Source organism: Pseudomonas sp. LBUM1668 (assembly GCF_059695715.1).
This window is the reverse complement of record NZ_CP166787.1, coordinates 3,298,728-3,312,889: the sequence shown is the minus strand read 5'-3', so window position 1 is coordinate 3,312,889 and position 14,162 is coordinate 3,298,728. Positions and strand designations below refer to the sequence as shown.

Here is a 14,162-nt window from a genome sequence, read left to right as displayed (position 1 = left end):
GCGATTGCGACGACGCATTTTTCCCGTGATGAATGCGTTGTCTGGAGTACAAGATCAAAAGATCGCAGCCTTCGGCAGCTCCTACAGGGAAATGTATTCCAATGTAGGAGCTGCCGAAGGCTGCGATCTTTTGATTTTCAGGGTCTGTAAAGATGCGCATGCCCGGCGCGGTACAGCGATGACTCGCTGAACACCTCACTCCCCAAGACCCGCCCAACCAGAATCAACGCCGTACGCCGAAACCCTTTGGCGGCGACTTTCTCGGCGATATCCGCCAGCGTTCCCACCACCCAGTCCTGATCCGGCCATGTCGCGCGATGAATCACCGCGATCGGGCAATCCGCGCCGTAATGCGGCAGCAGTTCAGTCAGGATCTTTTCCAGATGATTGACCCCCAGATGAATCGCCATCGTCGCGCCATGCTGCGCCAGACTGCCCAGCTCTTCGCCGGCGGGCATTGCCGTCTTGTCGGCATAACGGGTCAGGATCACGCTTTGCGATACGTCAGGCAGCGTGAGTTCTGCGCCCAACAACGCCGCGCATGCCGCGGTCGCCGTCACTCCGGGGATGATTTCAAACGGGATATCGAGTTCACGCAGATAGCGGATCTGCTCGCCAATCGCGCCATAGAGACTCGGATCCCCCGAATGCACCCGCGCCACATCCTGGCCCTTGGCGTGCGCGGTTTTGATCAGCTCGATGATCTGTTCCAGATGCAATTCAGCGCTGTTGACCAGTGTCTCTGCCTGATGACCTTCGAGCACCGCCGCGGGTACCAGCGAACCTGCGTAGATGATCACCGGGCAACTGCGTATCAGTCGCTGGCCTTTGACGGTGATCAATTCCGGGTCGCCGGGGCCGGCGCCGATGAAGTAAACGGTCATCGTAGAATCCTTGGGAAATAGGCGCGGCAACGCTTCAGATGAAGATTGCTCATGATGAATGGCGGGGATTATCGGGAATTTACGCGGCGCCGGCCAATGCCAGCGTTGCCTGAGCGTATTTTTGTCGGGAAATCAGCAGCTTTGCCGGTGCCTGAATCAGCTGTTCGGCGAGTGCCAGTGCGGCGCTTTCCGCTACGCCATAACAACCGGTGCGCTCGAAGGCAATCTGCGAATGGTGGCTGAGTCGCTGTGCATAGCTGGCCAATTCTTCACTGCTGAAATACAGCAGCGGCAGGGCCAGTTGATTCGCGAGTTCCTGCAAGCCGGGTTCATCGCGCTTCAAGTCGATACTGGCCAAAGCCTTCACGGCATGCAGTTCTATGCGATTGGCTTGCAAGGCTTGATCGAGTAACGCGCGCAGCGTGCTCGCAGGGCAGCCGCGCTGGCAGCCCAGACCGACCACGAAAGTCGGCGCTGCGCTGTCAGTCGTCATGCGTGGTATTGACCATCGATCTTGCGGCGGAACAACCAGGCGCTGATCAGGCCCAAGGCCAGCCAGAACGCTACGTTGGTCAATTGCGAAGCGATTTTGAACTGCGCTTCCAGTGCTTCTGGCGCGAGCATCGAATGCACTTCCGGTTGCGGTGCGCCGATCACGTGCGGTACAGCGAGGATGGCCACACCGAGGATTTTCATCAACCAATGACGGCTGAACGCAATCAACGCCAGACCGGCAGCGGTTGAAGCGGCAGTGCTGATCCACCACAACTGCCGCGAAGCCAGATCCGCCGCGGCAGTGCCCGGCAGTTCAGGCGGCAAGCCCAGGGTCGGTGCGAGGACGAACGTCGCGTAACCGGCCAGCCCCCACAGCAGACCCTGCGAGGTTTTGGTCGGCGCGCGCAGGGTGTAGAGACCGGCCAGCATCAAGGCAAAACCCACGGCCACCACCAGATTGCCACCCGTGGTCGAAAGCACGCGCTGCCAGCCGTCTTCCGGCTCCCAGGCTTCGGCATCATGGGTGTGCGCAGCGGTGCCGGCGGCGTGTTCGTGAACCGCGGCAACAGGCTCGGATTTTTCATAGGTTTCGGCTTGAAGAATCAGCGGCGACACCCAGAAACTTTGCAGCAGCGTGAGCAGCAGGGCGGCCAGCAGGCCGGTGAAACCTGCGGTTTGCGCAATTCGCTTGATCATGTCGGCAGGTCTCAGTGGCACGGGAACGCGGCGCTGTGGCGGGTATCGTGAGCCGCATTGTGCACGGCTTCAATGTGCGAGAAACCGGCGAAATAGACGAGGCTTGCACCCAGGATCGACGCGAAAACAGCGGCGGTCAGGCGTTGGCTCAGGGTGGTGGTGCTGGAGATTTTGTCCGTGTTACTGCCGGTGCTGGTGATGATCGACATGGCGCGTCCCTCTGGAATGTCAGGGGTGGACAAGAGCGCATGAAAACCCCTGCGGCGCGGGCACGCAGAGGTTCAAACAGCGCCCGCCCACCGCGGGTTTGTTATGTTCAGCACGCCAATTGCGCGCTGTGTGTTGCGGGCCGGTCTCCGGGCTCACGAGGGGTTGGCGTCTGGCCGACCTGCAAGCGTCACCTTCCCATGCCGCAATGGCACAGTGGATCTGACGCTTCGCTCGCTTACCGTTGCGGGGGCAGCACCGGACTGACATGGCTCTGAGTAAAGCACATGATTCACCGGTTTCCCGTTTCACCCTGTGAAGGGCACCCGTAACAAGTTGTGTAGGAGAGCATGGTGTGGGGTTTTTAGTCAATTTGCTTTGGGGGCTTATCCGTTGCTGCGGGTGTGGCTTCTTATGGTTCCGCCCTTACGGCGGGTCACTTTTTCCAGACGCCGAAAAAGTAACCAAAAAGGCTTGCTCCTACGTCCGGCCCGCTCGCTAAAGCTCGGGGTTCCTTCGCTCCGGAATCCATCCGGGGCATCGATTCCGGTTTGCTTCGCTGCACCTCCTTTCGATGTCCTCCCCGGATGAATCCCTCCACTCAGCCTCCCGACGTCGCCCGCGGATCAAGATCAAAAGCTGCACTCGAGCTAACGCTCATTGTGTTGAGTGGGGGAGGAGCGTGCGGTTGGCTTTGGTTTTGTGTTGGGTTTGCCCTCGTCCCAGCCCACTACCGAGGGAGAGGGGGGGCCGACTTTTGGGCTTTTCGGAATCGGTGTTCGACTCGGTGTTTCACGTCGGTGTACTTCTCCCAAACACCTCGATCAGTCCCCTCTCCCTCTGGAAGACGGGTAGGGTGAGGGGCTTTTGATCTGGCTTTTGATCTGGCTTTTGATCTGGCTTTTGATCTGGCTTTTGATGTTGCTCTTGCTCTTAGCCCCCTTCGGCAGGCCGAGCGAAGGTGTTCATTCGGGGGGTAGGCGCGTAGCGCCGTGCGGCGAAGCCGCATACATCGAGAGGAGGTGCAGCGCAGCAAACCGTAGGCGATGCCCCCGAATGGACACCGTAGCGAGGGAACACTGAGCCTCAGCGAAGTGCCGTACGCCGGGGGAAAGCCTTTTGGGTTACCTTTTCGGCGTTTGGAAAAGGTGACCCGCCGTAAGGGCGGAACCCTAAGTAGCCATCACCGCAGCAACGGATATGCCCTCTATCCAAACATTGACCCGCCCCCACACCATGCGTAGCCTTGCGCCTTCGAGGTTCTTCGGCATTGCCGAAGCTAAGAAGGGAACGCGGTCAATGCCGCGGCTGCCCCCGCAACTGTGAACGGTGATGTTCGCTGCCACGCCACTGCAAGCTCAATCCACAGAGCCCGCGGGAAGGCGCAGTGAATCCAGGCCCAGCGCCTGAACACCGTCAGCCAGGAGACCTGCCTCGTCACAGATTCTCAATTTCAACCGGGCGGGGTGATCCGGTGGCGAACTCTCCAGGCACGCACGCGCGGTGCCGGTTCTCGTCCCGTATGCCCGCCACTTTGCCAAAGGGCATACCGATGAAAACACTGGCCAAACTCCCTGTCACCATCGTCACCGGCTTCCTCGGCTCGGGCAAAACCACATTGCTGCGGCACATGCTCGACAACGCTCAGGGCCGCCGTATCGCGGTGATCGTCAACGAGTTTGGCGAGTTGGGCATCGACGGTGAAATCCTCAAGCAATGCACCATCGGCTGCTCCGAAGAAGAAGCTGTGGGCCGCGTTTATGAGCTGGCCAACGGCTGCCTGTGCTGCACGGTGCAGGAAGAGTTTTTCCCGGTAATGCGCGAGCTTGTTGCCCGTCGCGGTGACCTCGACCACATCCTCATTGAAACCTCTGGCCTGGCCTTGCCAAAACCGCTGGTACAAGCCTTCCAGTGGCCGGAAATCCGCAGCGCTTGCACGGTTGACGCGGTGATCACCGTGGTCGACAGCCCGGCCGTGGCCGCTGGCACCTTCGCCGCGTTCCCGGATCAGGTCGATGCCCAGCGCAAACTCGACCCGAACCTGGATCACGAATCGCCGCTGCACGAGCTCTTCGCCGACCAACTGGCCAGCGCCGACCTCGTCATCCTTAACAAATCTGACCTGATCAGCCCTGAAGACCTGGCGCGCGTACGTCTTGAAGTCGCCGAAGAACTGCCGCCAGCGGTGAAGATCATCGAAGCCAGCAGTGGTCGTGTGCCGCTGGACGTGCTGATCGGCCTTGGCGCCGGTTCCGAAGAACACATAGACAGCCGTCACAGCCATCACGACCATCACCACGACGGTGATGACGATCACGATGACCACGATCACGACGCCTTCGATTCGATCTCCATCGAACTGCCGCAAGCCGACGAAAGCCTGCTGCTCGACGCGCTGACGCAACTGGTGGTCAAGCACGGCATCCTGCGTGTGAAGGGCTTTGCGGCGATCCCGAACAAGCCGATGCGTTTGCTGATTCAAGGCGTGGGCACGCGTTTCGACAAGCATTTCGACCGTCAGTGGGGCGCCGATGAAGCGCGCGTCACGCGTCTGGTGTTGATCGGTCAGGAGCTCGACGCCGCGCAACTCGAAGCGCAACTGCGCGCTGCGCTCAGCGTTTAACCCATGCACCTGCTCAGGACCCAGCCCGGCGGTTTCGTCTCGGATGACAACATCGCGGACCTGGGGCAAACCCCGGCCGAACTGGTAATCCTGTGCAGCGGCGATTCCAGCCTGGCGCTGCTCGCCGAAGCTGCGCAGCAACTGCCCGAGGATTATCCGAGCCTGCGCCTGGCCAATCCCATGCAGGTGCAGAATCACGCTTCGGTCGATCTCTACGTCGATGAAGTGCTGCGCCACGCCAAAGTCATTCTGATCTCGCTGCACGGCGGCATCGCTTATTGGCGCTACGGCATCGAGCGTTTGATTGAGTTGTCCGAGCGTGGCGTGCAGGTGATTCTGGTGCCGGGTGATGATCGCCCCGATCCGGAACTCAGTGACCTGAGCACCGTCAACGCCGAAGATCGTGACCGGCTCTGGCAGTTCCTGCGTCAGGGCGGCATGGGCAACGCCGTGGATTTCTTTCATTGCCTGGCCAGCCGTTGGCTCGCCCGCGATTACCCGTGGGGCGAACCGCAAACCCTGCCGCGCACGGCGATTTACCATCCGCACAAAACCAGCGCCGCACTGAGTGACTGGCAGGCCGATTGGCGGCCCGATCAACCGGTGGCGGCGGTGCTGTTTTACCGCTCGCATTTGCAAGCGGCGAACACCGCGTTCATCGATGTTTTCTGCCAGCGCTTGCAAGCGGCGGGGCTGAACCCTTTGCCGTTAGCGGTGGCGAGTCTGAAAGAACCCGGCTGCCTGTCGGTGGTCGAGGATTGGCTGGATGAAGTCGAGGCGGGGGTGATTCTCAACACCACCGGTTTTGCCCAGTCGAGTCCCGAAGCGCCGCACTTGCGGCCGTTTCGCCGCAACATCCCGGTGATTCAGGCGATCTGCGCTCAGGACAACGAGCCCGGTTGGCGCGACAGCGAGCAGGGCCTCGGCCCGCGGGATCTGGCAATGCACATTGCCTTGCCGGAACTCGACGGACGCATCATCAGCCGCCCGATCAGCTTCAAGGATCTGGCCTGGCGCAGCGAGCGCAGTCAGTCAGATGTGGTCTGCTATCGGGCGCAACCCGAACGCATGGATTTCGTCGCCGAGCTGGCGCGACGCTGGATCGCTCTGGCGCGGGTGCCGAATGCCGAGAAACGCATTGCGCTGATTCTCGCCAATTACCCGACTCGCGACGGGCGCATCGGCAACGGTGTCGGCCTCGACACGCCGGCGGCAGCGCTGAACATCTTGCGCGCGTTACAGGCCGAGGGTTATCCGGTAACGGCCGAGTTGCCGGACAGCGGCACCGCGCTGATCCAGCAATTGCTCGGTGGCGTCAGCAATGATCTCGACACCCTTGATTTGCGCCCGTGCCAGCAAAGTCTGGCGATGGACGATTACCTGACGATGTTCAATGCACTGCCCGAGGCCAATCGCGCGGCAGTGATCGAACGCTGGGGCCCGCCACAAAACGATCCGATGTGCCGCGACGGGCGCATGATGATCGCCGGGTTGCGCTTTGGCCTGACCTTTGTCGGCATCCAACCGGCGCGCGGTTATCAGGTCGATCCGAGCGCGGTCTACCACGACCCGGATCTGGTACCGCCGCACGGTTATCTGGCGTTCTATTTCTGGCTGCGCAACACCTACGGCGCCCACGGCGTGATCCACGTCGGCAAACACGGCAACCTTGAATGGCTGCCGGGCAAAGGTGTCGGGCTCTCGGAGAACTGCTGGCCCGACGCGTTGCTTGGGCCGTTGCCGAATATCTATCCGTTTATCGTCAACGATCCGGGCGAGGGCGCCCAGGCCAAACGGCGCACGCAAGCGGTGATCATCGATCACCTGATGCCGCCGCTGACCCGCGCCGAAACCTATGGACCGCTGCGTAATCTGGAGCTGTTGGCTGACGAATATTACGAAGCGCAGCTGCTCGATCCACGCCGTGCTCGCGAGTTGCAGCGCGATATTTTGCAACTGGTTCGCGACACGCAGATCGACCGCGAACTGCAACTGGATGCCGCGCTGGACAGCGATGCCGATGCAGCGATCTGGCTGCCGCGTCTGGACACATATCTGTGTGATTTGAAGGAATCGCAGATCCGCGATGGCTTGCACATTTTTGGCGAATCACCCTCCGGGCGTTTGCGTATCGATACCTTGTTGGCGTTGCTGCGCATTCCGCGCGGCGATGGCAAAGGTGCGCAGTCGAGTCTGTTGCGGGCGCTGGCCAAGGCGTTTGAACTGGGTTTTGATCCGCTGGATTGTGCGCTGGCTGAGCCGTGGGTCGGCCCGCGTCCCGTCGAACTGCAAACCGTGACCGATGAAGTCTGGCGCAGCGCCGGCGACACCCGCGAACGCCTCGAATTGTTCGCCGCCGAACTGATCTGCGAAACCTTGCACAACCCCTGTAGGAGTGAGCCTGCTCGCGATGGCGATGTGTCAGCCGACGACTTTTTCACAGACACACCGCCATCGCGAGCAGGCTCACTCCTACAAGAAGCGGGTTGGGCCGAAGTGAACGCCATCATCGATAACCTGCGCGAAGTCGTCGCCCCGCGTCTGGACGCCTGTGGCCCGGCAGAAATGCGCGGCCTGCTCGATGCCCTCGGCGGCCGTTTCGTCCCGGCCGGCCCGAGTGGTGCGCCCAGCCGTGGACGTCTCGACGTACTGCCCACCGGGCGCAACTTCTACTCGGTGGACGTGCGCAACCTGCCGACCACTACCGCGTGGCGCATCGGGTTCCAGTCGGCCACGCTGATTCTTGAACGACACCTGCAAGACCACGGCGATCATCTGCGCCAACTCGGCCTGTCGGTATGGGGCACGGCGACGATGCGCACTGGCGGTGATGACATCGCCCAGGCGATGGCGCTGATGGGCGTGCGCCCGGTATGGGCCACGGGCAGCCAGCGAGTTGACGATTTCGAGATCCTGCCGCTGAGCCTGCTCGACCGACCGCGGGTCGATGTGACGCTGCGGGTCTCCGGATTCTTCCGCGATGCGTTTGCCAATCTGATCCGTTTGTTCGACGCCGCCGTGCAAGCGGTGGCGGCGCTGGACGAGCCCGACGATCTGAACCCACTGGCCGCCAAAGTGCGCGCCGAACGCGAGGCCTTGCTGCAATCGGGCCTGGATGAAGAGGCCGCGCGGCGCCAGGCCGGTTGGCGAATCTTTGGTGCCAAACCCGGTGCTTATGGCGCCGGTGTGCAAGGCGCCATCGACGGTCGTCTGTGGCAGAGTCGTGAGGATCTGGCCGAGGTTTACCTGAACTGGGGCGCTTACGCGTATGGCGGTGCGGACGAGGGCACCGCCGCCCGCGAACAGTTCGTCCAGCGCCTGAGTCAGGTGCAAGCGGTGCTGCAGAATCAGGACAACCGCGAGCACGACTTGCTTGATTCCAACGACTATTACCAGTTCCAGGGCGGCATGCTCGCAGCCGTGGAAACCCTGCGCGGTGAAGCGGCGGCCAGTTATCACGGCGATCACAGCCAGCCGGATTTGCCGAAGATCCGCACTTTGAAAGAAGAGCTGAATCGAGTGATCCGCTCACGTGCGGCCAATCCGAAATGGATCGACGGGGTCAAGCGTCACGGCTACAAAGGTGCGTTTGAACTGGCGGCAACGGTCGACAACCTGTTCGCATTCGATGCCACCACACAGTTGATCGACGATCATCAGTACGCGTTGCTGGCTGACGCTTATCTGCTTGATCCGGTAACGCGCGATTTTGTTCGTGAGCATAATCCTCATGCACTGCGTGACATGACTGAACGCATGCTGGAGGCGCAACAGCGCGGGATGTGGCAGGAACCGGGGGCGTATAAAGAAGCGCTCGAAAATCTGCTGCTGGATATAGAAGAAGACACTTGATGCACGCAATTCCCTGTGGGAGCGAGCTTGCTCGCGAATGCGGAGTGTCATCCGCAGAAATACTGCCTGACGGGACGCCTTCGCGAGCAAGCTCGCTCCCACATTGGATCAGGGTAGCCCCAAAGAACCTCGCCAGATCACCGACCATGACCGAGTACTGAAGATGACCGACACCCCCCATTTCCCGCTGTCCGCCGTGGTCGGCGCCGATGACTTGAAGCTCGCCCTGTGCCTCACCGCCATCGACCCGAAAATCGGTGGCGTGCTGATCGAAGGCCCGCGCGGCATGGCCAAGTCGACCCTGGCCCGGGGTTTGGCGGACCTGCTCGCCAGCGGTCAGTTCGTTACGTTGCCGCTGGGTGCCACCGAAGAACGACTGGTCGGCACCCTCGATCTCGACGCCGCCCTCAGCGATGGTCGCGCGCAGTTTTCCCCCGGCGTGCTGGCCAAGGCTGACGGCGGCGTGCTCTACGTCGATGAAGTCAATCTGCTGCCCGATCACCTGGTGGATCTGCTGCTCGACGTCGCGGCCAGCGGCACCAACCTGATCGAGCGTGATGGCATTTCCCATCGGCATTCGGCGAAGTTCGTCCTGATCGGCACGATGAACCCGGAAGAGGGCGAGCTGCGCCCACAGTTGCTCGATCGCTTTGGTCTGAACGTCGCGCTCAGCGGCCACACCGTGCCGGCCGAGCGCGGGCAGATCATTCGTCGACGTCTCGACTTCGACAGCGACCCGCAAGCGTTCTGCATGCAGTGGGAAGCCGCGCAACAAGCCTTGCGCGAGCGCTGTGAAAACGCCCGCAGCGCCTTGGCCGGCATTCCTCTGGACGATGCTGCACTGGCGCAAATCACCGAGCGCTGTTTTGCCGCTGGCGTCGATGGGCTGCGCGCCGATCTGGTGTGGCTGCGTGCGGCGCGTGCGCACGCGGCATGGCGCGCAGCTGAGGCGATTGGCGAAGAGGACATCGATGCCGTGGCCGAATTTGCCTTGCGTCATCGTCGTCGTGAACAGCCATCTTCGAGCCCTCAACAACCTGCGCAATCCCCGGAAAACTCTGCAGCGAACCCGAGCGACGGGCAGGGCCAGTGGGGCGACATGCCGGCCCCGGCGCTCGCCACTGGCAGCCGTCGCGAAATCCCGAGCTGGCCAAAAAAGCCCTAGGCATTCGCCCCCGATCCGACGCGGGGGCGAATGCCAGACCCCGTGCCGGTCGGCTCGACAACGGACGCCAGGGCAAACGTCACGCGGCCATCAGCGGTTCAGTGAACTGGCCGGGAACGTTGCTCAAGGGGCGTCCGCAACGTCGTGAAGACCTGCTGTTGCAACGGCGCACGCGCACGCCTCATGAGTTGTGGCTGGTGATCGTCGATGCCTCGGCGTCGACGCGCCGTCATCAGGCGTTGAGCGATGCCAAAGGCCTGCTCGCGCAACTGTTCGATGACGCTTATCGACAGCGCGCACGGCTGGCATTGCTGACCGCCAGTGGTGCGACACCGAAGTGGCAGGTGCAGGGTTTGAAAGCATCCCGCGATTTGCGCACCTGGCTTGATGGCTTGGGTGCGGGCGGCGGTACGCCGTTAGTCGCGGCATTGTCGCAGGCGCAGCAATGGCTGACAGTGCGGCGCAAGCGCTTTCCTGTCGAGCAGCAGCGCTTGCTGCTGGTCACGGATGGACGTTTGAAAGCGTGGACAGGTTTGCCGGTTCTGGAATGCCCGGGGCTGTTGATCGACATCGAGCGAGGGCCGATTCGGTTGGGTCGCGCGAAGGATTTGGCCGGGGCGCTGGACGCGGATTATCGGCATATTGATGACCTTGTCCCGGCCTGAAGTCCTCTGTGCGTCAGCAGGTCACCCCGAATTAACGGATTCAAACCTGTAGGAGCTGCCGAAGGCTGCGATCTTTTGACTTTGATTTTAAAAACAAGATCAAAAGATCGCAGCCTGCGGCAGCTCCTACAGGGGGATTTGGGCGCTGTTACAGATTTTGAAATGATTTCGGGCTGTAGGAAAAGTCACTTCAGGCTGTACGCTCCAAGGCCTTTTTTCATTCAGGATCTACATGAACACCCTCTCGGAGCCTCCCAGTCTTCAGGTACGAAGCACGTTCCCCTCGCGCCATGGCGCGGTCTTGACGCACTCGCAGCATCCGGTTTTCCGATACACGACTATCGTTGATAACGCGGCCCCAGAGCCTTCGCGTTGCGCTTTGCCGTGTCCGGCAGTCTGAATTAACTGAATAGAGATCGAGACGTTTTATGGAATGGTTAGCGGATCCCACGGCCTGGTTAGGCTTGTTGACTTTGATCGTGCTGGAACTGGTGCTGGGTATCGACAACCTGGTGTTCATTGCAATTCTTGCGGACAAACTGCCGCCGCATCAGCGTGACCGTGCGCGGATCATCGGTCTGTCGCTGGCACTGATCATGCGCCTGGGCCTGTTGGCGAGTATTTCCTGGCTGGTCACCCTCACGCAGCCGCTGTTCGAAGTGTTCGACAAGAGCTTCTCCGGCCGTGACCTGATCATGCTGTTTGGCGGTGTGTTCCTGTTGTTCAAGGCCACCATGGAGCTGCACGAACGGCTCGAAGGCCATGTCGGCGAACGGACCAGCAATACCGCGTATGCGCTGTTCTGGCCGATCGTTGCGCAGATCGTCGTGCTGGATGCCGTGTTCTCCCTCGACGCGGTGATTACCGCTGTGGGCATGGTCGATGAGCTGGCGGTGATGATGATCGCAGTGATCATCTCCATTGGCCTGATGATCGTTGCGAGCAAGCCGCTGACGCGCTTCGTCAACGCGCACCCGACGGTAATCATGCTGTGTCTGGGTTTCTTGATGATGATCGGTTTTGCCCTGACCGCTGAAGGCTTGGGCTTCCACATCCCGAAAGGCTACTTGTACGCAGCCATCGGTTTCTCGATCCTGATCGAGGTGTTCAACCAGATCGCCCGCGCTCGACGCAAACGCTCGATGCAGGGCCTGCGCCCGATTCGTGAGCGCACCGCTCACGCGGTCATGCGTCTGCTGGGAGGTCGCACACTGGCGGCGGAGGAAGTCGGCGAGGAGATTTCCGATTTGCTGGATAACGGTGATGCGCCGAGCGCCGAGCTGTTCGACCGTCGCGAGCGAGTGATGATCAGCGGTGTGCTGCAACTGGCCGAGCGGCCGATCCGCCAACTGATGACCGTGCGGGCCGACGTCGACAGTATTGACCTGGCAGACGATGCCGAGGCGATTCGTACCAAGTTGATGCACTCGTCCTATTCGCGCCTGCCGCTCATCCGTGATGGCGCCGTGGATGAACCGCTGGGCTTCGTGCACAAGAAGGAATTGCTCAAGGAATACCTGGCGGGTACCGAGCCGAACCTGGAGCACCTGGCGCGCAAGACGATCAATCTGCTCGACAGCTATTCGATCCTCAACGCGCTGGAACAGATGCGCGCGGCGTCGACCCACATTGCATTTGTGGTCAATGAGTTCGGTGACTTTGTCGGCGTGCTGACCATGACTGACATCCTCGAATCGATTGCCGGTGAGCTGCCCGATGCCAGCGAAATCGAAGGCCCGGACGTGGTCGAGGAGCAGGGCGGATTCATCGTCAGCGGTGCATTGAACCTGACGCGTGTGCGCCAGCGCACCGGGTTCGGCGCCGAGCCCACAGAGGATTATCAGACCATGGCCGGGCTGGTGATGAGCTTGCTGGACCGGTTACCGATGAAGGGCGATCGAATGGAATATGCCGGCTGGCAGATGACAGTCAAAGCGGTCGAGGAGCGGCGGGTGACGCGGGTGTTGTTGGTGCGTGAAACTGCGTAAATCTGACTGTCTGCGCTGACCCTATCGCCAGCAGGCTGGCTCCCACAGCTCCCCTGAACGATGCAAAACCCTGTAGGAGCTGCGGCACGCTGCGATCTTTTGATCTGTTTTTTTAAAACTACGTCAAAAGATCGCAGCGTGCCGCAGCTCCTACATGGGTACCGCGCAGCTTCGAAGTGACCGCCCACGGGGAAGGGTGCAAAGCTGTCGCAAGGACTGACGCAACCACGCAACGTCATGTCGCCAAAAAAAGCTGAAGGATCGACTGATTAATCCGGATGTTCCCGCAGATCGCCTCAGAGGATTGGGGGCGGCCTACAAAATCAAACTCAGAAGCGCTGGCTATCGCATGGTTTACCGCGTCAAAGATGAAGTTCTGATCGTGACTGTTATTGCGATTGGCAAAAGAGAGCGGGGTGATGTTTACGAAAGCGCGGTCAAACGCTGACCTCCCTTTTAAACGACTTCATACCCTTCAGCAATGCACGTTATTGGACCACCGAGCACCAAATGGGAAGCCGCTACCCGCACCTTGTAGCCAATGGTAGCGCCCCGGCACCAAATCCTGCGTAGCTCTCTTTTCTGCAATTTGTGCATGTCCCTGATTCCAAAAACATTTAAATCCATTGCAGATTCCTCGCGAGTCCTGTGGCACACTTTCTGCTGTCTATTCCGGAGTAACAAACCGTCTTCCGGTATAGCGGAATAAACATCATCCTGGAGTGCTTGCCATGCATCGCCGACCTTCCTTGTTCAAAGCGTGTGTTTTTGTTCTCGCGGCTTCGTCCGCTGTCATGGGTATGGCCCAGGCAGCCGATGGCAAGCTCGACAGTGTTCTGGCCCGTGGGAAATTGATTGTCGGCACCGGCAGCACCAATGCGCCGTGGCACTTCCAGGGGGCGGATGGCAAGTTGCAGGGCTTTGATATCGACATCGCCCGGATTGTGGCCAAGGGTTTGTTCAACGATCCGAGCAAGGTCGAGTTCGTCGTGCAGTCGTCCGATGCGCGGATCCCCAACCTGCTGACCGACAAGGTCGACATGAGCTGTCAGTTCATCACTGTCACCGCCAGCCGTGCGCAGCAAGTGGCGTTCACCCTGCCGTATTACCGCGAAGGCGTCGGCCTGCTGCTGCCGAACAACAGCAAGTACAAGGAAATCGAAGACCTGCAGGCGGGAGGTGATGGCGTCACCGTTGCCGTTCTGCAAAACGTCTACGCCGAAGAACTGGTGCATCAGGCACTGCCCAAAGCCAAGGTCGATCAGTACGACAGCGTTGATCTGATGTATCAGGCAGTCAACTCCGGTCGCGCCGATGCGGCCGCCACCGACCAGTCTTCGGTCAAATACCTGATGGTGCAGAACCCTGGCCGTTATCGCAGCCCGACCTATGCGTGGAGCCCACAGACCTACGCGTGCGCGGTCAAACGCGGCGATCAGGACTGGCTGAACTTCGTCAACACCGCGTTGCATGAGGCCATGACCGGCGTTGAGTTCCCGACTTACGCCGCTTCATTCAAGCAATGGTTCGGCGTTGACCTGCCATCGCCCGCGATCGGTTTCCCAGTCGAATTCAAATGATCCCGTG

At 60.6% G+C, this 14,162-nt stretch carries 10 protein-coding genes, 1 pseudogene and 2 riboswitches; of the genes and pseudogenes, 7 read left to right on the top strand and 4 right to left on the bottom strand.

Annotated elements, in window-relative coordinates; translation table 11 throughout:
* Positions 1 to 137: 137 nt before the first annotated feature.
* The 4 genes from cobM to ACA061_RS14810 all read right to left on the bottom strand — a co-directional run bounded on the left by cobM (position 138) and on the right by ACA061_RS14810 (position 2,284).
* The gene (gene cobM / locus ACA061_RS14825; RefSeq protein ID WP_497299490.1) at positions 138 to 884 is read right to left on the bottom strand and encodes a precorrin-4 C(11)-methyltransferase; all 747 of its coding nucleotides are present in this window, start codon (positions 882 to 884) and stop codon (positions 138 to 140) included.
* A gap of 79 nt (positions 885 to 963) precedes the next feature.
* Positions 964 to 1,377, bottom strand: a complete 414-nt coding sequence (locus ACA061_RS14820; protein WP_150602466.1) for a cobalamin biosynthesis protein — start codon at positions 1,375 to 1,377, stop codon at positions 964 to 966.
* Entirely contained in the window at positions 1,374 to 2,075 is a 702-nt protein-coding gene (locus ACA061_RS14815; protein WP_150615448.1) for a CbtA family protein, read from the bottom strand. Before ACA061_RS14815 ends, ACA061_RS14820 begins: the two co-directional genes overlap by 4 nt.
* Positions 2,076 to 2,086: 11 nt before the next feature.
* On the bottom strand, positions 2,087 to 2,284 hold the full coding sequence (locus ACA061_RS14810; protein WP_150602464.1) for a CbtB domain-containing protein: 198 nt from the start codon (positions 2,282 to 2,284) through the stop codon (positions 2,087 to 2,089).
* Positions 2,285 to 2,405: 121 nt separating this feature from the next.
* Positions 2,406 to 2,627, bottom strand: a riboswitch (cobalamin riboswitch).
* An 895-nt stretch (positions 2,628 to 3,522) separates the two neighbouring features.
* Positions 3,523 to 3,733: riboswitch (cobalamin riboswitch) on the top strand.
* A gap of 101 nt (positions 3,734 to 3,834) precedes the next feature.
* Between ACA061_RS14810 and cobW the strand changes: the two genes are divergently transcribed.
* From cobW to ACA061_RS14775, 7 genes and pseudogenes are all read left to right on the top strand, one after another.
* Positions 3,835 to 4,905 carry a cobalamin biosynthesis protein CobW gene (gene cobW / locus ACA061_RS14805; RefSeq protein ID WP_150602463.1) on the top strand — a complete coding sequence of 357 codons (1,071 nt, stop codon included), beginning with the start codon at positions 3,835 to 3,837 and terminating at the stop codon, positions 4,903 to 4,905.
* 3 nt (positions 4,906 to 4,908) lie between these two features.
* The gene (gene cobN / locus ACA061_RS14800; protein WP_497299489.1) at positions 4,909 to 8,757 is read left to right on the top strand and encodes a cobaltochelatase subunit CobN; all 3,849 of its coding nucleotides are present in this window, start codon (positions 4,909 to 4,911) and stop codon (positions 8,755 to 8,757) included.
* 163 nt (positions 8,758 to 8,920) lie between these two features.
* Positions 8,921 to 9,922, top strand: a complete 1,002-nt coding sequence (locus ACA061_RS14795; protein WP_150615451.1) for a magnesium chelatase ATPase subunit I — start codon at positions 8,921 to 8,923, stop codon at positions 9,920 to 9,922.
* The gene (locus ACA061_RS14790; RefSeq protein WP_497299488.1) at positions 9,847 to 10,587 is read left to right on the top strand and encodes a vWA domain-containing protein; all 741 of its coding nucleotides are present in this window, start codon (positions 9,847 to 9,849) and stop codon (positions 10,585 to 10,587) included. The genes ACA061_RS14795 and ACA061_RS14790 overlap by 76 nt, the downstream gene beginning before the upstream one ends.
* Positions 10,588 to 11,015: 428 nt before the next feature.
* Entirely contained in the window at positions 11,016 to 12,575 is a 1,560-nt protein-coding gene (locus ACA061_RS14785; protein WP_150615453.1) for a TerC family protein, read from the top strand.
* A gap of 244 nt (positions 12,576 to 12,819) precedes the next feature.
* Positions 12,820 to 13,023 (top strand): annotated as a pseudogene (locus ACA061_RS14780) (type II toxin-antitoxin system RelE family toxin); the annotation flags it as partial.
* 283 nt (positions 13,024 to 13,306) lie between these two features.
* Positions 13,307 to 14,155 carry a transporter substrate-binding protein gene (locus ACA061_RS14775; protein ID WP_150615454.1) on the top strand — a complete coding sequence of 283 codons (849 nt, stop codon included), beginning with the start codon at positions 13,307 to 13,309 and terminating at the stop codon, positions 14,153 to 14,155.
* The last annotated feature ends 7 nt before the right edge of the window (positions 14,156 to 14,162 follow it).

What these genes read in the sequence shown, in the direction of transcription:
- cobM (WP_497299490.1), bottom strand. Translation starts at nt 884, where the DNA reads ATGACCGTTTACTTCATCGGCGCCGGCCCCGGCGACCCGGAATTGATC.
- ACA061_RS14820 (WP_150602466.1), bottom strand. Translation starts at nt 1,377, where the DNA reads ATGACGACTGACAGCGCAGCGCCGACTTTCGTGGTCGGTCTGGGCTGC.
- ACA061_RS14815 (WP_150615448.1), bottom strand. Translation starts at nt 2,075, where the DNA reads ATGATCAAGCGAATTGCGCAAACCGCAGGTTTCACCGGCCTGCTGGCC.
- ACA061_RS14810 (WP_150602464.1), bottom strand. Translation starts at nt 2,284, where the DNA reads ATGTCGATCATCACCAGCACCGGCAGTAACACGGACAAAATCTCCAGC.
- cobW (WP_150602463.1), top strand. Translation starts at nt 3,835, where the DNA reads ATGAAAACACTGGCCAAACTCCCTGTCACCATCGTCACCGGCTTCCTC.
- cobN (WP_497299489.1), top strand. Translation starts at nt 4,909, where the DNA reads ATGCACCTGCTCAGGACCCAGCCCGGCGGTTTCGTCTCGGATGACAAC.
- ACA061_RS14795 (WP_150615451.1), top strand. Translation starts at nt 8,921, where the DNA reads ATGACCGACACCCCCCATTTCCCGCTGTCCGCCGTGGTCGGCGCCGAT.
- ACA061_RS14785 (WP_150615453.1), top strand. Translation starts at nt 11,016, where the DNA reads ATGGAATGGTTAGCGGATCCCACGGCCTGGTTAGGCTTGTTGACTTTG.
- ACA061_RS14775 (WP_150615454.1), top strand. Translation starts at nt 13,307, where the DNA reads ATGCATCGCCGACCTTCCTTGTTCAAAGCGTGTGTTTTTGTTCTCGCG.